A 22,963-nucleotide genomic window follows, 5' to 3' on the forward strand; every position below is an offset into this window, starting at 1 on the left:
GCCAAGATCGTCCACGCCGCCGCCCCGCCGCTTCCGCAGACGCGGGCGGGCCACCCCCGGTCGGGCTAAATGGTCAGATCATTTGCGTTGTCCGGGCGGGCGCCTAGCATGCCGACCATGGCGATGTTTGTGCACCTGACGTCGACGGCGAACGCGCCGCGCATCCGGCGCTCTGGGATCCGGGCGGTGAGCCACGGCCAGGACGGCGCGCGGGGCGTGTACTGCTTCCCGGTGCTGCCCTCGTACACCCTCACCCACCAGTGGATGCGCGAGCTGGGCCGGTTCGACAGCCGGGGAGGGAAGGTGGCCGTCCACGTCCGGCTGGACGACGAGCAGCCGGTGCTGCTCGGGCCGTACGGGGAGCGGCTGCGGCACGGGCAGCGGACCGTCACGGCGGCCGAGGCGGTGCGGCGGATCGGGGCGCTGGACGACCCGCGCGGGTGGGAGGTGTTCGTGCCCCGGGCGATCGGTGCGGGGGAGGTGCACCGGATCCGCGCCGCGCCGAAGGTGGTGGGCTGGCGGTACCACCCGGACGCGCACGGCACCCGCCCCTGCACCTGCCAGGGGTGCCGCGTGCGCGGCGAGTACGGTTCGCGGCGGCTGCGCGAGCGGCTCCCGCACCCGCTGGACGGGCCGCCGCCGCCGACCCGGGTGCTGCTCGCCAGGATCGCGGCGGCCGGCGACCCGGGCGACCCGGTCGTGCTGCGGGAGGCCCTGAACTGGTTCTGGATGCCCGGCCGCCGGCGGGGCCCGGTCGACGAACTCGCCCGCCTCGCCGCCCACCCCGACCCCGTCGTCCGGGCGGTCCTGGTGCGGACGGTCGCGGCCTGGACCACCCCCGGCGTGGACGGGCTGCTGGACCGGCTCGCCGACGACCCGCACCCGGACGTCCGGGAGGCGGTGCGGGAGGAGCGCTCGGAACGGGCGGCGCGGGCGGTACGGGCGGCGCGGTGATCAGGCCGGCGCGGCGGTGAAGTCCACCGCCGCCGCCGGGAGGACCCTGATCGTGCGGCCGGGGTAGACGATGGTCGCGAAGACCGCGTTGTGGTGGACCAGCACCTGGGCCGCGGCGGGCAGCGGGCTGTCGGCGGGGCGCGTCGGGGTGGTGTGGCCGTCGGCGACGAGGACCAGGTCGTAGCCGTGCGAGAGCGCGCTGCGGCTGGTGGAGTCGACGCAGTACTCGGTGGCGGCGCCGGTGACGACCACGCGCCGCACGCCGCGTTCGCGCAGCACGGCGTCGAGGGGCGTGCCCAGGAAGGCGTCGGCGCTGTCCTTCTCCAGCACGGTGTCGCCCGGCCGCGGGGCCACCGCCGGGTGGATCTCCAGCAGTTCGGCCGGGATGTCGGGGTGGTCGACCCGCTGGCGCAGGTAGACCACCGGGACGCCGGCCGCGCGTGCGCGCCCGGCGAGTTCGGCGACGCGGGCCAGGCAGCCCTCGGCGTCGTGGGCCCCGATGAGCAGGGCGCTCTGCAGGTCGACGATGAGCAGTGCGGTGTCCGCCATGGTCGCCACCGTAGCCGTGCTGCGCCGACTTGCGTCGAGCGCCACGCGCCGGAGGCGGGGTGGTCGGCGTCGGCGACGGGGAGGTCGCGGCGGCCTCACCCTTCCTCACATCACGTCAGAAGGGGCCTGGAGTCTCACCGGCCCGGGGAGCGCATGCCGAGCCACTGCTCGGCGTCCCAGGCCTCGAAGCGCTCCACCTCGGTGAACCCCAGCTTCGCCGCGAGCCGCATCGAGGCGGCGTTGGCGCTCTGGGTGGTGAGCACCACAGGCTCGCCGGGCAGCACGCCGGCGAGCCAGTCGAGCGCCGCCGCGCACGCCTCGGCGGCGTACCCGAACCCCCAGGCCTGCGGCAGGAACAGGTAGCCGAGGTCGAGCTTCCCCGCGGCGGCGGGGCGGCGGTGCCCCGTCGCCCTCCTGAGCAGGACCTGCCCGATCATCGCCCCGTCCGACTCGACGGCGAAGCTCCCTGGCCACTGCTCCGGCGCCGCGGGCAGCCCGCGCTCGACCTCGTCCCGCGCCCGGGGACCGCCGAGGTAGGCGTTCACCTCCGGCGAGGTGAGCAGCGCGACGAACGCCGCACGGTCCCGCGCCTCGGGTGCGCGGAGTACGAGCCGCTCGGTCCTGATGGGCGCGGGCGGCCAGGACACTGCTCCAAGATCATCCATCCGGCCACGCTAACAGGCGGTCGGATCGCCCGAGGGGGCGTCAGTGTTCCGGCTTTGTCACCATTCGGGGCAGCCCGTGATCAGGTCGATCTCGGCCCCCACGGCGGTCCATGCGGTCATCGTGCCGCCCGACAGCCCGGGAGAGATCGAGACGTAGTCCGACCGGTGGGCGACCGCGCCGCCCCTGCCCGGCGGTGACTTGAACCTCACCGTCAGGTGCTCGCCGGCGGGCACCTCGTACAGGCTGCCCATCGGCTCGAACACCACCGTCAGCGGCTCCCCGCCGTCGGCCCTCACCACGACGGACTCCTCCACCAGGGCGGCATCCCGCGCCTCCGCCCTGTGCCGCCGCCACCTGCGCACCCAACCGATCACAGGCCCCATGGTGCGGCACGGCACGGCACGGCACGGCCCGTCCGGCGCGGAAGCGCTCGCCGACGCTCCAGGGCGCGGGCCGCCGTCGCCCCACCGCCGCCGTCCTCGGCCTGACGACCCGCAACCCCGGCACGATCCCCGGCACCACCGCCCGCCGAGCCGCCCGCGAGCGCCCAGGGCCCGGAGGCCGGCCCCGAGGCGTTGGGCGCGGCGCGGGAAGTCGGACCGGCCGACTTCCCGCGCCGCGTGCCGGGGCTCAGCCGAGGCGGGTGAGGAGGGTGCGGCAGCGGGAGCGCAGCTTCTCGTCCTCCTCAAGTCCTCCGGAGCCGGCGGCCTGGCCGGGGCGTTCCAGGTGGGCGCGGAGCAGGGGGACGGCCGGGGCGGCGGCGGGGCCCATCCGGTCCAGACAGGGGACCACCACCCTGGCGGTGTAGGGGTTCTCCTGCCAGGCCGGGAGCAGGGCGCCGAGCACGGCCGCCGCCTCGGGCCCGCCGCCGACCGCCCAGAGCGCGGCCGCGCAGTGCACTCGCACCCAGTCCTGGTCGTGGCCCAGCAGCTCCCGCAGGCGCGGCAGCGCGGCCGCCGCCGCGGGGCCGATCGCGGCGAGGACCTCGGCGGCCTCGCTCACCCGGAACGGCGCGCCGTCGTCCAGCAGGGGAAGGACCACCGGCAGCACCTCCTCCGGGGCGGCCCCGGCCGCCAGGAGCGCGCCCAGCGCGACGGGCACCACCCCGGCGTCCACCGCCGCCTCGGAGGCGGCGAGTTCCCGGATCGCCGGCAGCGCGGGCGCCGCCGCCGGGCCGAACTGCCGCAGCGCGCCCAGGGCCGAGCGGACGATCTGCCACTCCCTCCCCCGCACGGCCCGGTCCAGCACCTCCTCGATCGCGCCGAGCGCCGGCGTCCCCCCGAAGTGCCCCAGCGCGGCCACCACCGGGACCACCTCCGACGTGATGTGCGGCCGCTCCAGGTCGGAGCCGCGCAGCCGGTCGACCAGCCTCGGCACCAGCTGCCCCGCCACCCCGTCCGGCAGGTACCGCAGCACCGGGACCGCCCGCCAGGTGTCGACCCCGTCGTCCAGGGCCGTCAGCAGACCGGGCAGCGCCAGCTCGTCGCCGAGGCGCGCCAGCGCGAGGACGGCCTCCTGGTGGGCGCGGCGCAGCGGGGGCTGCGCGGAGGACCACACCCCCGGGCCGTGCTGCCCGCGCTGGGCGGTGACGAGGGCGGCCAGCGCCGGGCGGGCCGCTCCGACGAACGGGTGGCAGGCGCCGAGGGCGGCCGCGGCCTCGGCGACGACCTCGGGGTGCGGGTCGGCGAGCCGGTCGGCGAGCAGGAGGACGAGCCCGGCACGGTCGAGGTGGCCGCCGTGGTCGCCGCCGTGGTCGCCGGGCAGCGACCTGACGATCTCCGCGCCCGTCCGCAGGGCGTCCACCCGGGCGTCCGGGTCGCCGCTGCGCAGCTGTTCCGCCACCAGCGCCGTGCGCTCGGGGGCCCGCTCGCCCAGGACCTCGTGGAAGGTGTGCAGCAGCGCCGCGACCGGCGAGGGGACCCGCGACTGCCGGGCGAGCTCCTCGAACGCGGCGAGGACCTGCGGCGGTGCGCCGACCGGCGCGAACGGGTGCGCCGGGGCGGCCGCGGCGTGCCGGTCGCCGGCCGGGGCCGCCCCCTCGCGCAGCAGGGCGATCGCGCGGCGGACCGCCGTCCCGGCGTCGAACCCCGGTGTGCAGCGGGCGCGGTGGACCAGGGCGGCCAGGCGGACGGCCGGATCGGGCGCGGGGTCGTCGGCGAGTGCGGTGAGCCAGGTTCGAGCGGCCGGTGCCGCGCCCGGCCGGCGCACGGCGAGGGTGGCCGCCGCCTCGACCAGCAGCAGCCGTTCGGCCACCCCGGGCTCGGCGGGGAACCGTTCGCGCAGCACCGCGGCGGCGCGCTCCGCGTCGTCGACGAACAGCCCGAGCGCGGGGATCGCCGCCTGCCGCACCAGCGGGTCGGGGTCCGCGGCGAACCCGATGAAAGCCTCGGCCCGCTCCCGCAGCGCCCCCGCGGCCCTGAAGTGGCCCGAGAGGTCGTCGTCGTCCTCCTCCGTCCCACCGACCTCGACGGCCGACCTGCCGATGCTCACCAGCAGCTCGACCAGCTCCGCCCGCTCGGGCACGGCGGCGTCGCCCGCCAGCTCGAAGAGGAACGGCACGGCGGCGGCGGTGCACCGGTAGACGTCGCCCTGGTGGTGGACGGCGCCGTAGAAGCGGTCGAGCGCACTGCCCCGCTCCTCCGCGTCGGGCGAGGCGAACGCGCGCAGCAGCCCGGGGACCTCCTCGGCGGTGCCGTAGGCGTGGTGCAGCTGCGACCAGTCGAGGTCGTCGATTCCGTCGAACACGACCGTCATTCTGCCCGCCGCCACTGACAGGCGGGTGTGTGATCACCCCTTCGGCGGGACGGCGAACGGGTCGTACTCCTCGGGCATGAAGCAGCCGTAATCCTGCAGCGGCACCGGATCGTTCAGCACGATGCACTGGAACTCGCCCGCCGGGGACAGCCCGTCCGGACGCCCCGCGATCCGCTGCCCGGGAAGCCCGCCGGAATCCGGCCCGTCGGCGGCGAGGCGGCCGAACCGGTCGATCAGCGCCCACACGGCGTCGTAGACATCGCCGATGAGCTCGGCCGCCCGCTCCTCGCTGATCTCGGGGCTGTCCTCGCGACACGCGGCCCGCGCCGCGGCGATGAAGCGCTCCGGATCGACGACCACCACGTCCCGCCGCGTCCGCACACTGATGGTCATCCCCGCCACCGGCATCGGCCTCTCGTCCATCACTCCACGCTACCGCCCCGGTCTCCGGCGGGCCGTGGCTTTCCCGTGAGCCGGTCGGTCGCGCGGTGCCGTCCGGCGAGGTGATCTCCCGGGCGATCCGCAACTCCTCCTGGGCGGGTCGGCCGAGGCCGAAGCACCACAGGTCGAAGGCGTGCGGGCAGTCGACGAGGAGTTTCCGGCGCCCGTCGGCCCGCTCCGGGCACCGGCGGTGAGCAGCGTGAGGTGGTACAGGTCCCCGTTCGGCCGCCGCGCCGACGGGGGCGGCGGGGACGACGGGCGCAGCGCGCACAGCGGTCCCGACAGGGCCACCGGGCCGAGCTCCAGCCGTCGTTGGACACACGCTGGTGGACCGTCGTCCCCGGTCGCGCACTCCGTCATCACGGACATCTCCGTCCCCTCCGGGCCGCTTCCCTCGCCGAGCCGGCAAGCCGTCGCCCCAGCATCACCGCGTTCCCGGACGGTTCGCGGACCGACCGCCGGGAAATGGCCACGGGAAGCGGGCAACGGGCCCGCGCGGCACTGGCGTTGTGCCGTGCCGCCGGTGGCCGCCGACGGCCGCCGTTCGGCGGACGGTCGGCGCGTGACCGAGTGTCCTCCCGCGCCCGTCCGGGTGGCCCTGGTAGCTCTACGGCATGTCCCATCACCTCAGCGGACCGAACCTCCGCTCACCCCTCGGCGACGCCAGGCTGGACCTCACCGACCTGTTCGCCTTCCCGGCCCCCGACGCCCTGGGCCGCACCGTCCTCATCATGAACGTGAACCCCTACGCCCCCACCGGCGGCGCGGAGTTCCACCCGGAGGCCGTCTATCGCATCAACATCGACAGCGACGGCGACAACCGTGCGGACGTCGCCTACTCGTTCACCTTCTCGGCCCCGGTCGGCGGTGCCCAGAGCGTCACCGTCCGCCGGGCCGCCGGGGAGGCGGCACAGAAGCACGAGGCCTCGGGGGAGGTCGTCTTCGCCGACGCGCCGGTGTCCTTCGGCGCCGCACCGCACGTCATCGCCTCGCCCTACGGCGGGTACCGGCTCTCGGTCGGGCTGCGCAGCGACCCCTTCTTCGCCGACCTCGAAGGGATCGTCAACAACTTCTCCTGGACCGGCAAGGACGCGATGGCGCAGGCCAACGTCTTCGGCATCGCCCTCGAAGTCCCGGACGCCGACCTCGGCCCGGAGCCGGCGATCGGCGTGTGGGCGAGGGTCAGCCTCCACCAGGACGGGCAGCTCGTCTCCGTCGATCGCGGCGCCCACCCCTCCCTGACCGCGTACTTCAACGCGGAGGAGGTCAAGGACCTGTACAACACGGGTGAGCCGGCCGACGACTGGGACCGGTACCGCGAGCCGTGGACGGCCGTCCTGCAGCACACCGGGGACTACACCACCGACGCCGCGACCGAGACGCTGAAGCTCGTCCTGCCGGACATCCTGCGCTACGACCGCTCCCGCCCCGCCGCCTACCCCAACGGCCGCACCCTCACCGACGACGTGACCTCCGCCCGCCTCACCATGATCTCCGGCGGCAAGGTCACCACCGACCACATCCCTCCGCACACCGACCTGCTCCCCACCTTCCCCCACCTCGGCCATCCCCACCCCGTGCCCCCGGCCGGGTAGCCGCCGGGAGCGGGAGGGAGCGGGAGACGGGCCCGGTCGGCCTCCCGCTCCCGAGGCCCTTCCGGCTGTCAGGCGCCCCCGGCGCGCAGTCGGGCGACCAGGGCGGCGGCCCGGTCCGGGTGGGTCCGGAGCCACGCGCCGAGGCGGGTCCGGACGGCCTCCTCGACGCAGGCGGACGCGGCGGTGGTCCCCAGGACGTCCAGGGTCGCCCCCGCGAACACCGGGTCGTCCAGCTTCACCGACACCACCGCCGTCAGGCCCGGGCCGATCCGGTCGGTGCCCAGGGCGGCGGCGACGCCCCGGCGGAAGCCGTTCTCGTGCGTGCCTCCGCCGACCGTGGGGTGGCTGTTGGCGAAGCTCCGGACCCGTTCCTCGCCGGAGGCGCGCCAACGCAGGGCCACCTCCATCGTGCCCGCCATCCGGGGGTCCTCGTGCTCGAAGGCGAGGACGTCGTCCGGCTCGCCGCCGCTGTCGCTGCCGTTGTCGCTGTGGTCGTCGAGGAGGGCCACGAAGTCCCGGACCCCGCCCGGGAAGTGGTAGCGCTCCTCGCGCGCCGCGTGCGCGGAGCGGAGGTCGGTCAGCGTGATCTCCAGGCCCCGGTTGAGGAGGGCGAGTTCCCGGAAGCGGTCGGCCAGCGCCGTGAAGGAGGGCTCGGCCGCCGCGAAGATCTCGGCGTCCGGCCAGAAGGTGACGACCGTCCCGTTCCCCGCCGCCCGGTCGGCCCCGGTGCGCGCGGAGACGGCGACGCCGTGTGCGTGCTCCTGGACCCGGCGGACGCCGTCCCGCCGGACCTCGGCCGTCAGACGGCTAGACAGGGCGTTGGCGACGAAGAGGTACATGTCGCCGTAGCCGCGGGCGACGTCGTGGCGGCTGTTGCAGCGCCGCCCGATCGGCAGACGGGCCAGCAGGTCGTCGACGGAGTCGCCCGGTCCGTCGTCGGCAACGCTCACGCCGCCGTCGGCCGTGAGCGTGACATCCACGCGGCGGGCGCGGCCGGCGAGGACGTCGTTCACCGACCGGTCCGCCACGAAGAGCACGAGGTTCCGGAGGCCGCGTTCACCGGTCGAGCCGAGGTACATCCCGGGCCGCTTCCGAACGGCCTCCCGCCCCTCCAGTGCCTGGATGGTGGCGGTGTCGTAGCTGGTGGATCTCTCGCTCACGGTGTCCCCTCCGACGGTGTCCGGCAAGGCTCCACAGCCTAGGGGAATTCCCGAAGAACACCAGGTCAGAGGATATTTGGCGAAGCCTTGGAAGGCGGTGCGGGCGGCCTCCGGGAGGCGGCCGCGCCCATCGGTCGCGGACCCCTGGCGGAGCGCGGCGGGGCGCCCGCCGGGGCCGCGCACGGGGCCCCTTCGGGGGCGCGGTGAGGGCGGCGATCAGGATTTTTCCGCGATCACTCGGGCAGGAGGCACTGGTTCTGCGGGTCGTAGCAGTTGAGGCCCATCGACGCGGCCACCTGCGCCGCGTACACGGCCGCCTCCGTGGCCATGCTCCAGCGCATCGGGAAGTAGATCAGCGGGCCGGCCGCCTCGCCGATCAGCGGGCCGGTCGACCACGGGGAGGTGTCGTCCTCGTCCTCGGTCAGGTCGGGCCAACGGGCGAGGAGGGCGGCGACGAAGGCGGCGATGCGCTCGGTCGGGGGGACGTCGGGGCCGTCGGCGCCGATGTACCGGTCGTACAGGTCGTTGAAGCACTGGCTCGCGGCGTCGTCGTCGACGGGGCGCTCGCCTTCCCACACGGCAAGGTCGTAACTCATGGGCGCAGCCTGTCATCCGGCACTGACAACCCGACGCCCTCGGCGGCGGCGCTACGGGCGGGCCAGGGGGCGGCGCTCGCCGTAGCGGGCCTCGAACTCCGCGTCGGTGAGGGCGTTGAGCTCCCGGCCGGTGATCCGGCCGGTCATCATGTCGAGGAGGAAGGGCGGCAGCGGGGTGGTGCGCATGGCGTCGGTCATGGGGCCGGGGACGGTGTGGACCTTGCTGTCGACGCGGCCGTCGGGGTGGAGCCGGTAGGTGCGGTAGCCGGGGCCCTCGAAGGCACCGGCGGCCATGTCGATGCTCATGTAGCTGGACGGGGCGACGTGGACCGGGCGGCCCTCGAACTCGCCGGCGAGGTCGCCGTGCAGGTGGCCGCCCCCGATCGCCCGGATCTTGGGGAAGTCGCGGACCAGCCGGGTGAGTTCGCGGTAGCTCTCGGTGTCCGGGGCGGTCCGGGGCAGCGGCGGCTGGTGGAGCCAGAGGAACACGTGCTCCGCCTCGGTGGCGGTGAGGATGGCGCGGGCGCGCTGCTCCTCGACCGGGGTGAGGCCCGGCTGGGCGGCCCGGTGGACCCGGTCGTCGAGGTCGCGGTAGGTGCCGTCGGCGGCGGCCTCGCGGCCGTGGGCGTTGGTGTCCAGGAACAGCATCAGCCAGCCGCCGATCCGGACGGCGGGTTCGAGGTGCACATTGGGGCGGGGGAGGCAGGCCTGCATCGGCTCCTGGCGGTCGTGGTTGCCGCCGAGGCAGTAGACGGGGGCGGGCAGCGGGTCCAGCATCCCGCCCAGGCGCTCGTAGGCGCCGGGCTCCCCGAGGTCCGCGAGGTCGCCGGTGGCGACCACCAGCGCGGCGTCCGCGATCGCGCCGGCCGCGTCGGCGAGCACCGCCGCCAGGCCGTCCTCGGGCTCGTGGGCGATGAACGACCGCGCACCGGGGGCGGCGCGGAAGTGGGTGTCGGAGATCTGGACGATGCCGATGGTGTCGTCGTGGCTCATGCGCGGCCTCACTCTGGGCGGGGCCCGGCCGCGGGTCCGCGGCCGGGCCCCGCCCACGTTAGGAAAGTGGCAGTACTGCCATATGGCAGTTGTGTGAATTCCGGTGGATCACTTCCTTGCGGTTTCCCACGGCACGTCGGCGTCGAACGCCGTGCCCAGCAGTCGCACGAGGTTCCAGTAGTCGTCCTCCGCCGGCTCCAGCCCGTCGAGGAGCAGCCGGGCGGGCGGGAACGGGCGGCCGGGCCGCAGACGCGACAGCGCGATCAGCCGGGCGCGGTCGGCCGCCGGGTCCGTCCCGCCGTCCAGGCAGGCCAGCGCGGCGCGGAGGGTGGGCTGGAAGGCGCCCTCCTCCTCCCACACGCCCTCGATCTCCTCCAGTTCGATGGTCACGAAGGCGCCCGGCGCCTTCTCGACCGCCTGCCGCAGCAGGGCGGCGTGGCCGTCGAGCGGGCCCTCGGCGGCGAACAGCGCGTTCAGCACCGGGAGCGCCGCGTCGAGTTGGGCGAGCGCGCGCTCCTTGGCCACCAGCGGCGCGGTCGCCTCCACCTCGGGGTCCTCGCCGTCGTCCAGGTCGTCCTCGTCGATCGCGAAGACGCCGGTGACGAGGTCGGCGGGCCGGAACAGGGCGAGCCAGAGCAGCGGGACGCCGGAGACGTCGTGGGCGACGACCCCGCCCCGCGGCTCGAAGCCCGGCACCTGGCTGGAGGGGTAGAGGGAGGCCACGTCGGTGGCGCAGAGATAGGAAGAGTTCGCCATGCCGGGAGGCTAGCGGGCCCCACCGACGGCGCCGTTGACGAAACGCAGCAGATGCTCGTTGACGACCTCGGGCCGGTCCAGATTGAGGCCGTGGCCGGCGTGTTCCACGATCTCGGCCCGGACGCCCGGGATCAGGGCGGTGACCCGGGCGAGGGCCGGGCCCGGGCGGAGCAGGGCGCTGCGCCGGCCGAGGAGGACGAGCGCGGGCAGGCGGACGGAGCGCAGTTCCTCGTCGGTGAACGGGCGGGCCGGCGGGCGGCTGCCGGGCTTGTAGGTGGGCACCGCCAGCATCATGGGGGCGATCATCTCGGGCGGCGAGCCGAGCGCCGGGTTGGCGAGCAGGCGGCCCAGGGCGGGGCGCCAGCGCCGGGGGGCGAGCATGCCGAACAGGCCGCCGACCATGTGGGCGTAGAACCGGGCGGGGACCTTGCCGATGCCGCCCGGGTCCAGCACGGTGACGGAGGCGAGGCGGCCGGGCGCGTGGACGGCCTGGTTGAGGGCCAGCCAGCCGCCGTAGGAGGCGCCGACCAGGTGGACGCGGTCCAGGCCGAGGCCGGCGAGGGTCTCGTCGAGCCAGGCGGCGTTCTCCGCGGAGCCGGCCGCGACGGCGCGCTGGACGCTGCGGCCGGGGTCGTCGAGGGTGTCGACCGCGTAGACCGGGTGGTGCTCGCCCAGGGCGGCGACCTGCGGGTACCAGTTGGAGGCGTGCCCGGCGTGGCCGTGCAGCAGGACGACCGGCTCGCCGGTGCGGCGGCCGTGGCGGTGGACGTGGACGGTGCCGTAGGAGGTCTCGACGTCCGACTCCTCGCGCGGATCGGGCCACAGCTCCATGGCGCGGTCGTACGCGGCGAGGAAGCGGGTGCGGGCCTCGTCGCTGGTGAAGTGTCCGATGGCGGTCCTGGTCATGGGTCCCCTCCCGGAGCGCGGAGCAAGCGGCCGGCAGAACAGCGGCTCTTGATGGTATGTTTGTACCATAAAAGAATCCGAGAGGAACCGGAATCCGATGCCCAAGCTGGTGGACCACGAGGAACGGCGCGCCCACATCATCGACGCCCTGCTCCGGGCGGCGGCGAGCGACGGCCTGCACGCCGTCACCATGCGGTCGGTCGCGATCGAGGCGGGCGTCTCGGTGCGGCTGGTGCAGTACTACTTCGACACCAAGGAGCAGCTGCTGCTCGCCGCCCTCGGCCGCCTCGCCGCCCGGATGGGCGAGCGGGTCCGCGACCGCGTGCGGGCGGCCGGATCCTCGACGGACCCGCGCGGCATCGTCGAGGCGGTCCTGCTCGAAGCCGTCCCGACGGACGACGAGAGCCGCACCTTCCACCTCGTCTACACCGAGTACGCGGTGCTCTCCGTCACCGACCCGGCGCTCGCGGGCCGCTCCCACCTCGCCGCGCCCGACGAGATGGAGGGCTTCCTGGTCGCCCAGCTGACCGCCGCCCAGCAGGCCGGCGACACCGACCCGCGCCTGGACGCCCGGCAGGAGGCCGTCGTCCTGCTCGCGGTCTCCGCCGGTCTCGGCCTGAGTGTCCTGCTGGGCCAGCGCACCGCCGAGGACGCGACGGCCGTGCTGCGGTACCACCTCGGCCGGCTCTTCCCCGGAGGCGTCAAGTCCGAATCCGGGCCGCTCCGTTGATCGGGTGAACGCCGCCGGGACGTCCGGCGCCCGGGTGGCGGGGCCGGGAGACTGGCGGCATGACCGATCCGGAGAAGCCCTTGCGGCCGCGGCGCGGCGCCGCGATGACCACGATGGCCCGGTCCGTCCTCACCGCCGCGGTGAGCGCGGGCCCGGCGTCCTCCGCGTCCTCCTCCGCGGACGCCGCGGCGGCCGACGCCCCGGAGGGCGGCCGGCGGGGGTTCACCGAGGGCCGGTCGTGGGACCTCGGCGACCCGGTCACCTCGTTCACCGTGTACCTGTGGGGCGTCTGATCAGACGGCCCGCAGCGGCTTGGCCATCACGATCTCGCGGCTCACGCCGTCGGGCAGGAGGTCGCCCGGCTCGCCGGTGTCGGTGAAGCCGGCGCGCTCGTAGAGGGCGATGGCGTGGGCGTTGTGCGGCATCACGGCGAGGCGGAGCGCCGGGAAGCCCTGCCGGGCGGCCCACCGGGCGATCGCGTCGATCAGCAGGGCGCCGACGCCCCGGCCGCGCGCCGCGGGGCCGACCCACATCGAGATCAGCTCAGCCTGCCCGCCCTCCGGCACGCCGGTCGCCATCGCGGCGGGCTCGCCGTCCACGAAGGCGACCAGGTCGAGGGCGCCGGGGATCTCCAGCCGGGAGCGCCAGCGCTCCTCGCGGTCGCCCTCGCCCTGCCAGGCGGCGAGCGTGGAGCCGAAGGCGTACGGCGCCTCGGCCAGGGCGGCGAGGCGCAGCCCGCGCCAGAGCGGCCAGTCGTCGGCGGTCAGTTCGCGCAGCTCGATCACGGCGTTTTCGATCACCCGGTTGACGATGCCCCGCCATCGGCCCCGGTGACAAGCGGTTTACACCCCCTGGAACTCGGCGGGACCCGGGGGCGTCCGCCGCTCACCCCGCGAGCGGCGGGTTGCGGCGGGCGAAGGCCTCCTGGCGGCGGTACGGGAAGTAGGGGTACGGCGCGGTGCGCAGGCTCGCGGCGTCCAGCCGGGCGATCTGGTCCGCGGTCAGCTCCCAGCCCACGGCGCCGAGGTTCTGGCGCAGCTGCTCCTCGTTGCGGGCGCCGATGATCACCGAGGAGACGGTGGGGCGGCGCAGCAGCCAGTTGATCGCCACCTGGGGGACGGTGCGGCCGGTCTCCCCGGCGACCGCGTCCAGCGCGTCCACCACGTCGTACAGCAGCTCGTCGTCGACCGGCGGCCCGTAGTCGGCGGTGTCGTGCAGGCGGCTGCCGGCCGGGACCGGGGCGCCGCGGCGGATCCTGCCGGTGAGGCGGCCCCAGCCGAGCGGGCTCCAGACCAGGGCGCCGACGCCCTGGTCCTGGGCGAGCGGCATCAGCTCCCACTCGTAGTCGCGGCCGACGAGGGAGTAGTAGACCTGGTGGGCGGCGTAGCGGGGGCGGCCGTGGCGGTCGGCGGCGGCGAGGGACTTCATCAGCTGCCAGCCGGAGAAGTTGGAGACGCCGGTGTAGCGGACCTTCCCGGCGCGGACCAGGTCGTCGAGGGTGGCGAGCACCTCCTCGACGGGGGTGGCGGCGTCGAAGGCGTGCAGCTGGAAGAGGTCGAGGTGGTCGGTGCCGAGGCGGCGCAGGGCGGTGTCGACGGCGGTGACCAGACGGGCGCGGGAGGTGCCCGCGTCATTGGGGCCGTCGCCGACGGGCAGGCCGGCCTTGGTGGAGATCAGCACCTGGTCGCGGCGGCCCTTGATCGCCCGGCCGAGGACCTCCTCGGAGGCGCCGTCGGAGTAGACGTCGGCGGTGTCGAAGAGGGTGACGCCGGCGTCGATGGCGATGTCGAGCAGGCGCCGGGCGTCGTCGGCCCCGGTGTCGCCCCAGGCGCCGAAGAGCGGGCCGCGGCCGCCGAAGGTGCCGGTGCCGAGGGAGAGGGCGGGGACGGTGAGGCCGGACGCGCCGAGGCGGCGGTACTCCATGGGAGATTCCCTTCGCTAACGGGACTGCTGTGCCGTTAAGATGGCTCCGACCCTAGCACCGTCGGCGACGCTAATGGAACAGGAGTCCCGTTAATGACTTCATCGGGCACCCGGAGCACCCAGGGCATCCAGGGAACCCCGGGCACTGCGGGCATGCAGCGGCCGGGCGGCCGTACGGCCCGCGTCCGGACCGCCGTCCTCCGGGCCGCCGAGGACGCCCTCGTCGAGGTCGGCTTCGCCGGACTCGACCTCGGCGACATCGCCCGGCGGGCGGAGGTCGGCCGCACCACCGTCTACCGGCGCTGGGGCTCGGTCGGTGCGCTGCTCGCCGACGTCCTCACCGACATGGCCGAGCAGTCCCTCCCGCGCAGCCGCACCGGCTCCCTGCGCGAGGACCTGCGCGCCAACGCCCGCCTCGTCCGGCGCACCCTCGCCGACCCCCGCCAGGGCGCCCTGTTCCGCGCCGTCCTGGTCGCCGCCACCTGCGACGCCTCCGCCGCCGAGGCCCTCCACCGCTTCTACCAGGCCCGCGTCGAGGAGTGGGCCCCCTGCGTCACGGAGGCCGTCGACCGCGGCGACCTCCCGCCCGGCACCGACCCGCACGAGGTGATCCGCGCCGTCTCCGCCCCCCTCTACTACCGCATGCTCACCACCCCCGACCCCCTCGACGAGGCCGCCGCCGACCGCGCCGCCGACGCCGCCGAGGCCGCAGCGAGGGCGGGCGCCTTCCGCCCGGCGGGGCCGGCCGCTAAATAGATTTCAAGGCCGAGCGGGCTCACCAGGCGCAGAAGGAGTGCGAGGCCCGGTACGGTCCGGCCGAGTACGCGTACGACCGGATCAGCGAGGAGAGTCCGTGAACCACGGTGAGTGGAAGACCCGGCGGGCCAGGAAGCTCCTGGGGGAGGCGGTCGAGGAGTCCGCGGCCTACGTGGAGGCGGGGTACGCGTTCGCGCTCGGGCAGGCGGTGTACGACCGGCGCATCGCGCTCGGGCTGTCCCAGGCCGAACTGGCGCGCCGGGCGGGCATGACGCAGCCGCAGATCTCGACGATCGAGGGCGGTGATTCGCTGCCGACGCTGCCGCTGCTCCGGCGGCTCGCGCGGGCGCTGGACGCGGCGCTCACCATCGATCTCGACGGGGACGCCTCCTCCTTCGTCTTCTCGCCGCACGACGACCGGCCGCCGCAGGACGGCGGCACCTCCGGGGCCGGGCGGTCCGCCGCCTAACGGCCGTGGTTCAGAGGGGTGGTGTGGTGGGTGATGAAGGACTGGGCCTGGCCGGCGGTGAGAGGGTGGGCGAAGAGGTAGCCCTGGCCGAGGGGGCAGCCCATGGCGGCGAGGAGGTCGCGCTGCTCGGGGTGTTCGATGCCCTCGGCGATGACCTGGACGTCCAGGGTCTCGGCGATCCGGGTGATGCCCTCGACGAGGGCGTACTGCTGCTGGGACAGGCCCAGGCCGTCGATGAAGGACTTGTCGATCTTCAGGACGGAGATGGGGAACTCGCGCAGGTAGGAGAGGGACGAGTAGCCGGTGCCGAAGTCGTCGATGGCGATGCCGACGCCGAGGGCGCCGAGGGTGCCCATGTCGGTGCGCACGCGGTCGTCGCGGCGCATCAGGACGGACTCGGTCAGCTCCAGGACCAGGGACTCCGGGGGGATGCCCGAGGAGCGCAGGGCGCCGCGGACCACGTCGACGAAGCCGGCGTCGCGGAACTGGCGGGCGGAGACGTTGACGTTGACGCGCAGCGGGGGCAGGCCGGCGGCGGCGCGGGCGGGGCTGCTGAGGGCGTGCCAGGCGGCCGCCTCCTGGGCGGCGCGTTCCAGGACCCAGGCGCCGAGCGGGACGATCTGGCCGCTCTCCTCGGCCAGGGCGATGAACTCGTCGGGCAGCACCATGCCGCGCCGGTCGTGCGGCCACCGCACCAGGGCCTCGAAGGCGACCAGGTCGCCGGTCTGCAGATCGACGATCGGCTGGTAGTACAGGCGGAAGGCGGACTCGGCGATCGCGGTGTCCAGGTTCTCGTTCAGCTCGTGCCGCGCCATCAGCCCGGCCTGAAGCGCCGGCTGGTAGAGGCACCACTGCCGCTTGCCCGCCGACTTGGCCGAGTACAGCGCCAGGTCGGCGTGGCTGAGCAGCTCGGTGGCGTCCACGCTGTCCTCCGTCGTCGCCACCCCGACCGACGCCGACACCCGCACCGCGCCCGCGCGCAGCTTGAACGGCTCCGCGAACGCCGCCAGCAGGCCCTGCGCGATCGCCCCGACGTCGGCCGGCTCCAGCGCGTCCTCCACCAGCACCGCGAACTCGTCGCCGCCGAGCCGGGCCGCCGTGTCGGAGGCCCGCAGCGCGGTGGAGATCCGCAGCGAGACGGCGACCAGCAGCTCGTCGCCGACCGCGTGCCCCTGGGTGTCGTTGACCACCTTGAAGTCGTCCAGGTCGACGAAGAGCACCCCGGTCACGGCCCCGCTGCGCTCGCTGCGGGAGAGCGCGTGGCCGACCCGGTCCAGGAAGAGCACCCGGTTGGCCAGCCCGGTCAGCGAGTCGTGGAAGGCCCGGTGGGTGAGCTCGCGCTCCATCTGCCGCTGCTCGGTGACGTCGCGCAGGGTGAGCACCAGGCCGCCGACCGTCGGATCGTCGCGCAGGTCGTTGCAGCGCACCTCGGCCTCGATCGGGGAGCCGTCGGCCCGCAGCAGCCGCCAGTGCTCGCGCTGGGTGTCCAGGCCCGAGCGGGCGCCGCCGGTGACGGCGGGGCTGCGCATCCGGGCCAGCGCCTTGCCGACCGCGCGGGTGTCCTCGGGCGGGACGAGGTCGGTGAGCAGCGTGCCGTCGAGGCGGGGGTAGCCGAGGACGCGCCCGGCGGAGGAGGCCGAGGCGTAGCGTACGGAGTCGTCGTTGTTGAGGATGAGGATGACGTCGCTGGCGCTCTGCACCAGGGTGCGGAAGTAGGCCTCGCTGTCGCGCCGGGTGATCTCCTGGCTGAGCATGACCCGCTCGACGGCCAGCGCGGCCTGGGCGGCCAGGATCTCCAGTGAGCCCCAGAGGCTGGTCAGCTCCTGTTCGGTGCCGGTGACGATGAGCGCGCCGATCAGCGGGTCGCCGGAGGGGCGCTCGGCGAGGGTGAGCGGGCAGAGCAGGGCGCTCGGCATGCCGTCGAGCCGGGTGGCGAGGCCGCTGCCGATGTCCTCGACGGGCAGCAGCCGGGTCTCCCGGTAGGCGGCGAGGGCGAGCACCTCGTCGGAGTCGCCGCCGGCGCCGAGGCGGTGGCGGCCCGCGCCGCGCTCGGCGTGCCGCACGTGCAGCACGCCGCCCTCGGTGACGGCGAGCAGCGCGACGTGGCCGGGCTCGGTGGGCATCAGGGTGGAGGCGGCGGCCTGGACGGCGTCGGCGACCTCCTCGACGGTGACGGCCGCGGTGAGCACGGAGCCGGCCTCGCGCAGGGCCCGCTCGCGGGCGACGGCCTGCCGCCGGGCGCGCACCACGACCGCGAGCCGGGCCAGCACCAGCAGGTAGAGGACGGCGGAGAAGGCGCCGATGACCCCGGCGTTGCTGGTGTTGCCGTTGGCGGCCTCGACCATCAGGATGGTCGGCGCGATCAGCGAGGCGGCGGCGAGCAGGGCGAGCCGGCCGGGGCCGATGTCCGGCTGCTGGCTGGGGATGGGCCTGGTCAGCTCGACCATCGAGGGGTGCAGCGCGGCCGCGCCCCAGGCGGTGTAGAAGGCGGCCCAGCCGAGGTCCACGGGGGTGCCGATGCGCCAGTCGCCGTGCAGCAGGATCAGCCCGTACAGGATGTCGGAGACCAGCAGGCCGACCGTTCCGGCGGCCAGCAGCTGCAGGGAGCGGCTGACCCCGCCGCGCGGTACGACCAGCCGCAGCAGCAGGGCGAGCACGACGACGTCGCCGAGCGGGTAGGCGATCGAGACGGCCTTCTGGAACCAGTCCAGGTCCGGGTTCCGGGCGTAGGGCAGGATCAGGTAGATCCAGGCGAGCAGCGCCAGGCCCATGGTGAGGATGAGCGCGTCCAGCAGGCTGGCCCGGTCCTGATGCGCCGTCCGCCAGCGGATGAAGCCCAACACGCCCGCCGCGTACAGCAGGTACTCGGCGAGGTAGAAGCCGTCGGCGATGGACGGGAAGGGGCTGCCCAGGTGCAGGAACTGCATCTGGACGACCTGCACGACCTCGCCCGCGGTGAAGCTGAGGTTGGCGAGCGCCAGCAGGTACCAGTAGACGGCGTGGGAGGGGCGGTTGAGCCGGACGCCGACCACGATGGCGGCGACGCCGCCCAGGCCGATGCCCGTCCACCAGATGATCCGCTGGGAGGGGTTGGTGTAGTAGATGCCGGTGAACAGCACCATCCATGCCAGGTAACAGACCATCAGGCGTTGGCGCCGACGTGTCAACGAGCTACCTCCTCCTCGGCGTCACCACGCCCGGCCGGGGGCGCGGGCGGTGTGGTCCGGGCAGGGGCTCGCGAGCGTCCGGCCCGGATCCGGAGGGTCCGGTCGGACGTTCGAAATGGGCCTTGAGTGCGTATAGTCGGAAATGTCGCACCTCCCAGCATTCTGCCGCCACAGCACGAGGTCAAGCCGGTGGACGATGCAGCAGAGAGCGCACGGGGAGCACGTCCCGGAGCGCGTTCCGGACGTCACGCCGTGCTGGTCAACGAGGACGGTCAGTACACGATCTGGCCGGGTGAACTCCCGGTCCCGAGCGGCTGGCGCACCGTGTTCGGGCCCGCCCCGCACGGGGAGTGCCGCGGCCACGTGGAGCGCGTCTGGCAGTCCCCCGAGCTCGGGCTCGGACCCGGGACGGCACCCGCCCGGCCGCACGGACGGGTCGCCCGGGCGGGTCACCCCGACACCGTGCACGCCCTGGTCCGGGCGCGCGCCGCGCACGACCCGCGCGCCCTCGCCGTGCTCGCCGACGGCGAGGCGCTCGACTACGGCGCACTCGACGCGCGCAGCGACCGGCTGGCCGCCGCGCTGCGCGGCCTCGGCGCCGGGCCCGGGCGGATCGTCCCGGTGTGCCTGGAGCGCGGCGCGGACCTGGTGACCGCCTGGCTCGCCGTGCTCAAGGCGGGCGGCGCCTTCCTGCCGCTGGACCCGGCCCACCCGCACCGGAGGCTGGCCGCCCTGGTCGCGGACTGCGGCGCGCACCTGGTCGTCGCGGAGCAGGGGACGCGGTTCCCGGAGGTGCGGACGGTCACGCCCGGCGAGGGCCCCCCGGCGGCGGGACCGGTGCCGGACGCCGGCGCGCCGGACGACCTGGCGTACCTGATCTACACCTCGGGGACCACCGGCACCCCCAAGGGCGTGCCGGTCACCCACCGCGCCCTGGTCTTCACCCTCGACCGGGTGATCCACGCCTACGGGCTCACCCCGCGCGACCGGGTGCTGCAACTCGCCGCACTCGGATTCGACACCGCGCTGGAACAGGTCTTCGCCACCCTCGCCGCCGGGGCCACGCTCGTCCTCGGCGGCGCCCGCACCTGGGCGCCCACCGAGCTCGCCCACCGGATGCGCGAGGTGCGGCTGACCGTCGCCGACCTCACACCCGCCTACTGGCACCACCTGCTCGGCCTCTTCCCGCCCGGCGGGCCGGCACCCGAAGGGCTGCGGCTGATCGTGGTCGGCGGCGACACCGTGCACGAGGACGACTGCCGCGCCTGCCTGGACCGGCTGCCGGGCGTGCGGCTGGTCAACGCCTACGGCGTCAGCGAGGCGGCCGTCACCTCCACCCTGGCCGACGTCACCCCGGAGCTGCTCACCGGACCCGGCGCGCACGGGCCCGGCACGCCGGTGCCGATCGGACGTCCGCTGCCGGGGGTGCGGGTGCACGTCCTGGACGCCCGGCTCAGCCCCGTCCGGCCCGGCGAGAAGGGCGAGATCCACCTCGGCGGCCCCGGCCTGGCCCGCGGCTACTGGAAGGCGCCCGGGCCGACCGCCGAATCGTTCCTGCCCGACCCCTACGCCCCTGCCCCCGGCGCGCGCATGTACCGCACCGGAGACGCCGGACGCTGGCGGGCGGACGGCACCCTGGAGATCCTCGGCCGCTTCGACGACCAGCTGAAGATCCGCGGCCACCGCGTCGACCCCGCCGAGGTCGAGTCGGTGCTCGCCGCCCACCCCGACGTCCGGCAGGCCCGGGTCGCCGTCACCGACGGCCGCGACGACACCCGCGCCCTCACCGCCTACTACACGCTCACCGACCGGGCCGCCTCCGGCCCCCGCGCCCGGCGCGGCCGGATCCGCGCGCACCTCGCCGAACGGCTGCCCGACTTCATGGTCCCGGCCGACTTCGTGCTGCTCGACAGCATGCCGCTCACCCCGGCCGGGAAGATCGACCGCCGCCGGCTGCCGGACGCCCCGCGGCGGGTGCGCCCGCGCGACGGCGGGCGGCCCGACGCCGCCCCGAACGGCCCGCCGGCCACCGCCACCGCCGCCGGCCCGGGCACCGGCGCCGACACCGGCACCGGCACCGGCACCGGCGCCCTCTCCGCCGTCGAGGCGGGCGTGGCCCAGCTCTGGTCCGAGCTGCTCGGCGTCGAGGCCACCGGCCCCGGCGACGACTTCTTCGACCTCGGCGGCAACTCCCTGCTCGCCATGGAGATGCTCGCCCGCGCCCGGATCATGTTCGGCATCGACGTCACCCGGATCCGCTTCCTCACCCGCGCCCTGCTGCGCGACGCCACCCTGCGCGGCTTCGCCGCCGCCACCCTCACCGCCCGCCGCACCGCCGGACCCGACGGCGCCGCAGCAGCGGGGGGCGCCGCAGGACCGGGGACCGCCGAAGGCACCGACGGCACGGACGGCACCGACAGCACCGAGGCCGCCGTCGACTGGGCCGCCGAGGCCCGCCTCGACACCCCCCTGCGGCAGTCCTGGAGCCCCGCGCCCTCCCGCGCCGAACCCGCCGAGATCCTGCTCACCGGCGCCACCGGCTTCTGCGGCGCCCACCTCCTGGACGCCCTGCTGCACACCACCGACGCCCGCGTCCACTGCCTGGTCCGCGCCCCCGACGAGGAACACGCCCTCGAACGCCTGCGCGCCGCCCAGCAGCGCTACCTGCGCCACGACCTCGCCGACCGCCGCGTCGTCCCCCTCGTCGGCGACCTCGCCGAACCGCGCCTCGGCCTGACCGCGCACCACTACGACCGGCTGGCCGGCAGCCTCGACGCCATCCACCACCTCGGCGGCCAGGTCAACTTCATCTACCCCTACCACCAGCTGCGCGCCGCCAACGTCGCCGGCACCCGCGAGGTGGTCCGCCTCGCCGGACACTCGCGCGGCATCCCCGTCCACTACCTCTCCACCCTCGCCGTCCTGGCCGGCTTCGGCCCGGCGGGCGTCCCCGAGGTCGCCGAACGCACCCCGCTCGCCCACCCCGACCGGCTCGCCGTCGGCTACGTCGAGAGCAAATGGGTCGCCGAGCAACTGCTCCACCAGGCCGCCGCCGGCGGACTGCCGGTCACCGTGCTGCGCACCAACGACGTCACCGGGGACCTGCGCACCGGCGTGATGAACACCGGCACCGAGATCTGCGCGCTGATCAAGTACATCGCGGAGAGCGGGAGCTGCCCCGACGTCCGGCTGCCGCTCGACTTCGTCCCGGCCGACCGGTTCAGCCGGGCGATCTGCCAGGTCGTCGCCCACGCCCCCGCGATGGGCGAGGTCTACCACCTGACCTCGCCGCACCCCGCGGACCTCGCCGACCTCGCCGGACGGCTGCGCGCCCGCGGCCACCGCGTCGAATCCGTCCCCTACCCCCGCTGGGTGCGGGAACTGGTCCGCTTCGCCGCCGGGCACCCCACCCACCCGATGACCCCGTTCGTGCCGCTGTTCGTCGACCGGGTGCCCGGCACCCGGCTGACCATCAGCGAGCTGTACTTCCGCCCCACCTTCCCGCGCTTCGACCGGGCCAACGCCGACCGGGCGCTGGCCGGCAGCGGCGTGGAACTGCCCGCCGTCGACGACACCCTGCTCGACTTCTACCTCGACCGGCTGACCGCGGAGGGCTTCCTCGCCCCGCCGCGGCAGGCCCCGTCGCGAGAGGCACTGCGATGACCGCCACCGCCCCCGAGGAGCTCTTCGCGGCGCTCGACGTCGCCCGGGCGCCCGCCGACGGACCGGCCGCGTTCGGCGCCGACCTCGCGCCCGCCACCCTGCTCGCCGCCTACCGGCGCGGCCTGTTCCCGTTACCCGCCGCCGACGCCTACGCGAGCGCCTTCAACGAGGCCCGCGCCGAGGAGGCGGTGGCGTCCGGCGAGGTCGCCCTGCTGCCGGGCCCCGACCACGGCGCGGACCCGTACGCGCTCGCCTGGTGGTCGCCCGACCCGCGCCCGCTGCTCGCCGCCGACGGCGTCCGGCTCGCCCGCAAGCTCTCCCGGCTGCTGCGCAACCGCCTGGACTGGTGGACCACCGCCGACCAGGCCTTCGAGGACGTCCTCGACGCCTGCGCGGAGGGGCGCGAACCGCCCTGGCTCACGCCGGAGCTTCAGGAGGCGCTGATCGGGCTGCACCGGCTCGGCGCGGCCCACAGCGCGGAGGTGTGGGAGGACGGGGAACTGGTCGGCGGGGTGTTCGGGATCGCCTCGGGGGCCGTGCTCAGCCTGGACTCGATGTTCAATCGCCGCCCGGACGCCGCCCGGGTCGCCGTCGCCGACCTCGCCGCCCGCTTCGCCGCCGCCGGGGGCCGGCTGCTGGACGCGCAGTGGGACTCCCCGCACGTGCGCTCGCTCGGCGCCGCTCCGCAGCCCCGGGCCCGCTACCTCGCCGCGCTCGCCGAGGACGCCGGGCCGGTCGGGCCGCTGGACACCGCCCGCCTCCCGGCCGCCCGGCTGGCCCCCGAACGGCCCCGCGAGCCGCGCCCGCACGGCCACCGCCGCGCCCACCGGCACCCGTACCGCAACGCGCGCCGCGACTGAGGGGCCCGACGGGTTCCGGGAACGC

At 75.3% G+C, this 22,963-nt stretch carries 21 protein-coding genes; 8 read left to right on the top strand and 13 right to left on the bottom strand.

Annotated elements, in window-relative coordinates; translation table 11 throughout:
• Positions 1-117: 117 nt before the first annotated feature.
• Positions 118-954 carry a HEAT repeat domain-containing protein gene (locus tag ACFVFS_RS00560; protein ID WP_380618506.1) on the top strand — a complete coding sequence of 279 codons (837 nt, stop codon included), beginning with the start codon at positions 118-120 and terminating at the stop codon, positions 952-954.
• Here the strand turns inward: ACFVFS_RS00560 and ACFVFS_RS00565 are convergent, their stop codons facing one another.
• The 5 genes from ACFVFS_RS00565 to ACFVFS_RS00585 all read right to left on the bottom strand — a co-directional run bounded on the left by ACFVFS_RS00565 (position 955) and on the right by ACFVFS_RS00585 (position 5,346).
• Positions 955-1,503, bottom strand: coding sequence for an isochorismatase family protein (locus ACFVFS_RS00565; protein WP_380618508.1), 549 nt, complete (start codon positions 1,501-1,503; stop codon positions 955-957).
• A gap of 134 nt (positions 1,504-1,637) precedes the next feature.
• Positions 1,638-2,168, bottom strand: a complete 531-nt coding sequence (locus ACFVFS_RS00570) for a GNAT family N-acetyltransferase (protein WP_380618510.1) — start codon at positions 2,166-2,168, stop codon at positions 1,638-1,640.
• A 57-nt stretch (positions 2,169-2,225) separates the two neighbouring features.
• Positions 2,226-2,468 (bottom strand): hypothetical protein, encoded by a 243-nt coding sequence (locus ACFVFS_RS00575; RefSeq protein WP_380618512.1) that lies wholly within the window; start codon positions 2,466-2,468, stop codon positions 2,226-2,228.
• A gap of 331 nt (positions 2,469-2,799) precedes the next feature.
• Positions 2,800-4,914: a HEAT repeat domain-containing protein gene (locus tag ACFVFS_RS00580; RefSeq protein ID WP_380618514.1), complete on the bottom strand. Its 2,115-nt coding sequence runs from the start codon at positions 4,912-4,914 to the stop codon at positions 2,800-2,802.
• A gap of 42 nt (positions 4,915-4,956) precedes the next feature.
• Positions 4,957-5,346, bottom strand: a complete 390-nt coding sequence (locus ACFVFS_RS00585; protein ID WP_380618516.1) for a hypothetical protein — start codon at positions 5,344-5,346, stop codon at positions 4,957-4,959.
• Between the two features lie 632 nt (positions 5,347-5,978).
• Here ACFVFS_RS00585 and ACFVFS_RS00590 point away from each other — a divergent pair.
• On the top strand, positions 5,979-6,959 hold the full coding sequence (locus ACFVFS_RS00590; protein ID WP_380618518.1) for a DUF4331 family protein: 981 nt from the start codon (positions 5,979-5,981) through the stop codon (positions 6,957-6,959).
• Positions 6,960-7,027: 68 nt separating this feature from the next.
• Here ACFVFS_RS00590 and ACFVFS_RS00595 read toward each other — a convergent pair whose 3' ends face one another.
• The 5 genes from ACFVFS_RS00595 to ACFVFS_RS00615 form a co-directional block, all read right to left on the bottom strand.
• Complete coding sequence (locus ACFVFS_RS00595) at positions 7,028-8,119, bottom strand: DNA gyrase subunit B (protein ID WP_380618520.1); 1,092 nt, start codon at positions 8,117-8,119, stop codon at positions 7,028-7,030.
• A 233-nt stretch (positions 8,120-8,352) separates the two neighbouring features.
• Positions 8,353-8,715, bottom strand: a complete 363-nt coding sequence (locus ACFVFS_RS00600; protein WP_380618522.1) for a hypothetical protein — start codon at positions 8,713-8,715, stop codon at positions 8,353-8,355.
• Between the two features lie 51 nt (positions 8,716-8,766).
• A complete protein-coding gene (locus ACFVFS_RS00605) occupies positions 8,767-9,708 on the bottom strand; it encodes a metallophosphoesterase (RefSeq protein ID WP_380618524.1) in 942 nt (313 codons plus the stop codon).
• 108 nt (positions 9,709-9,816) lie between these two features.
• The gene (locus tag ACFVFS_RS00610) at positions 9,817-10,464 is read right to left on the bottom strand and encodes a hypothetical protein (RefSeq protein ID WP_380618526.1); all 648 of its coding nucleotides are present in this window, start codon (positions 10,462-10,464) and stop codon (positions 9,817-9,819) included.
• A 9-nt stretch (positions 10,465-10,473) separates the two neighbouring features.
• Complete coding sequence (locus ACFVFS_RS00615; RefSeq protein WP_380618528.1) at positions 10,474-11,370, bottom strand: alpha/beta fold hydrolase; 897 nt, start codon at positions 11,368-11,370, stop codon at positions 10,474-10,476.
• A gap of 97 nt (positions 11,371-11,467) precedes the next feature.
• Here ACFVFS_RS00615 and ACFVFS_RS00620 point away from each other — a divergent pair, with 97 nt between their 5' ends.
• Together ACFVFS_RS00620 and ACFVFS_RS00625 are read left to right on the top strand one after the other, a co-directional pair.
• Positions 11,468-12,100 carry a TetR/AcrR family transcriptional regulator gene (locus tag ACFVFS_RS00620; protein ID WP_380618529.1) on the top strand — a complete coding sequence of 211 codons (633 nt, stop codon included), beginning with the start codon at positions 11,468-11,470 and terminating at the stop codon, positions 12,098-12,100.
• A gap of 59 nt (positions 12,101-12,159) precedes the next feature.
• Positions 12,160-12,393 (top strand): hypothetical protein, encoded by a 234-nt coding sequence (locus ACFVFS_RS00625; protein WP_380618530.1) that lies wholly within the window; start codon positions 12,160-12,162, stop codon positions 12,391-12,393.
• Here ACFVFS_RS00625 and ACFVFS_RS00630 read toward each other — a convergent pair whose 3' ends face one another.
• Entirely contained in the window at positions 12,394-12,885 is a 492-nt protein-coding gene (locus tag ACFVFS_RS00630) for a GNAT family N-acetyltransferase (RefSeq protein ID WP_380618716.1), read from the bottom strand.
• Between the two features lie 100 nt (positions 12,886-12,985).
• The gene (locus ACFVFS_RS00635) at positions 12,986-14,023 is read right to left on the bottom strand and encodes an aldo/keto reductase (protein ID WP_380618531.1); all 1,038 of its coding nucleotides are present in this window, start codon (positions 14,021-14,023) and stop codon (positions 12,986-12,988) included.
• A 93-nt stretch (positions 14,024-14,116) separates the two neighbouring features.
• Between ACFVFS_RS00635 and ACFVFS_RS00640 the strand changes: the two genes are divergently transcribed.
• Together ACFVFS_RS00640 and ACFVFS_RS00645 are read left to right on the top strand one after the other, a co-directional pair.
• On the top strand, positions 14,117-14,779 hold the full coding sequence (locus tag ACFVFS_RS00640; protein WP_380618533.1) for a TetR/AcrR family transcriptional regulator: 663 nt from the start codon (positions 14,117-14,119) through the stop codon (positions 14,777-14,779).
• A gap of 97 nt (positions 14,780-14,876) precedes the next feature.
• Positions 14,877-15,248 carry a helix-turn-helix domain-containing protein gene (locus tag ACFVFS_RS00645; protein WP_380618535.1) on the top strand — a complete coding sequence of 124 codons (372 nt, stop codon included), beginning with the start codon at positions 14,877-14,879 and terminating at the stop codon, positions 15,246-15,248.
• Here ACFVFS_RS00645 and ACFVFS_RS00650 read toward each other — a convergent pair.
• The gene (locus ACFVFS_RS00650) at positions 15,245-18,370 is read right to left on the bottom strand and encodes a putative bifunctional diguanylate cyclase/phosphodiesterase (protein WP_380618537.1); all 3,126 of its coding nucleotides are present in this window, start codon (positions 18,368-18,370) and stop codon (positions 15,245-15,247) included. The two genes, ACFVFS_RS00645 and ACFVFS_RS00650, sit on opposite strands and share 4 nt — an antisense overlap.
• A gap of 234 nt (positions 18,371-18,604) precedes the next feature.
• Here ACFVFS_RS00650 and ACFVFS_RS00655 point away from each other — a divergent pair, with 234 nt between their 5' ends.
• Entirely contained in the window at positions 18,605-22,078 is a 3,474-nt protein-coding gene (locus ACFVFS_RS00655; RefSeq protein ID WP_380618539.1) for an amino acid adenylation domain-containing protein, read from the top strand.
• Complete coding sequence (locus ACFVFS_RS00660; RefSeq protein ID WP_380618541.1) at positions 22,075-22,938, top strand: leucyl/phenylalanyl-tRNA--protein transferase; 864 nt, start codon at positions 22,075-22,077, stop codon at positions 22,936-22,938. The genes ACFVFS_RS00655 and ACFVFS_RS00660 overlap by 4 nt, the downstream gene beginning before the upstream one ends.
• The last annotated feature ends 25 nt before the right edge of the window (positions 22,939-22,963 follow it).

This window comes from Kitasatospora sp. NPDC057692 (assembly GCF_042799475.1).
Taxonomy (GTDB): Bacteria; Actinomycetota; Actinomycetes; order Streptomycetales; family Streptomycetaceae; genus Kitasatospora.

What these genes read in the sequence shown, in the direction of transcription:
- ACFVFS_RS00560 (WP_380618506.1), top strand. Translation starts at nt 118, where the DNA reads ATGGCGATGTTTGTGCACCTGACGTCGACGGCGAACGCGCCGCGCATC.
- ACFVFS_RS00585 (WP_380618516.1), bottom strand. Translation starts at nt 5,346, where the DNA reads ATGGACGAGAGGCCGATGCCGGTGGCGGGGATGACCATCAGTGTGCGG.
- ACFVFS_RS00605 (WP_380618524.1), bottom strand. Translation starts at nt 9,708, where the DNA reads ATGAGCCACGACGACACCATCGGCATCGTCCAGATCTCCGACACCCAC.
- ACFVFS_RS00660 (WP_380618541.1), top strand. Translation starts at nt 22,075, where the DNA reads ATGACCGCCACCGCCCCCGAGGAGCTCTTCGCGGCGCTCGACGTCGCC.
- ACFVFS_RS00620 (WP_380618529.1), top strand. Translation starts at nt 11,468, where the DNA reads ATGCCCAAGCTGGTGGACCACGAGGAACGGCGCGCCCACATCATCGAC.
- ACFVFS_RS00640 (WP_380618533.1), top strand. Translation starts at nt 14,117, where the DNA reads ATGACTTCATCGGGCACCCGGAGCACCCAGGGCATCCAGGGAACCCCG.
- ACFVFS_RS00635 (WP_380618531.1), bottom strand. Translation starts at nt 14,023, where the DNA reads ATGGAGTACCGCCGCCTCGGCGCGTCCGGCCTCACCGTCCCCGCCCTC.
- ACFVFS_RS00615 (WP_380618528.1), bottom strand. Translation starts at nt 11,370, where the DNA reads ATGACCAGGACCGCCATCGGACACTTCACCAGCGACGAGGCCCGCACC.
- ACFVFS_RS00600 (WP_380618522.1), bottom strand. Translation starts at nt 8,715, where the DNA reads ATGAGTTACGACCTTGCCGTGTGGGAAGGCGAGCGCCCCGTCGACGAC.
- ACFVFS_RS00625 (WP_380618530.1), top strand. Translation starts at nt 12,160, where the DNA reads ATGACCGATCCGGAGAAGCCCTTGCGGCCGCGGCGCGGCGCCGCGATG.
- ACFVFS_RS00590 (WP_380618518.1), top strand. Translation starts at nt 5,979, where the DNA reads ATGTCCCATCACCTCAGCGGACCGAACCTCCGCTCACCCCTCGGCGAC.
- ACFVFS_RS00650 (WP_380618537.1), bottom strand. Translation starts at nt 18,370, where the DNA reads ATGGTGCTGTTCACCGGCATCTACTACACCAACCCCTCCCAGCGGATC.
- ACFVFS_RS00610 (WP_380618526.1), bottom strand. Translation starts at nt 10,464, where the DNA reads ATGGCGAACTCTTCCTATCTCTGCGCCACCGACGTGGCCTCCCTCTAC.
- ACFVFS_RS00570 (WP_380618510.1), bottom strand. Translation starts at nt 2,168, where the DNA reads ATGGATGATCTTGGAGCAGTGTCCTGGCCGCCCGCGCCCATCAGGACC.
- ACFVFS_RS00565 (WP_380618508.1), bottom strand. Translation starts at nt 1,503, where the DNA reads ATGGCGGACACCGCACTGCTCATCGTCGACCTGCAGAGCGCCCTGCTC.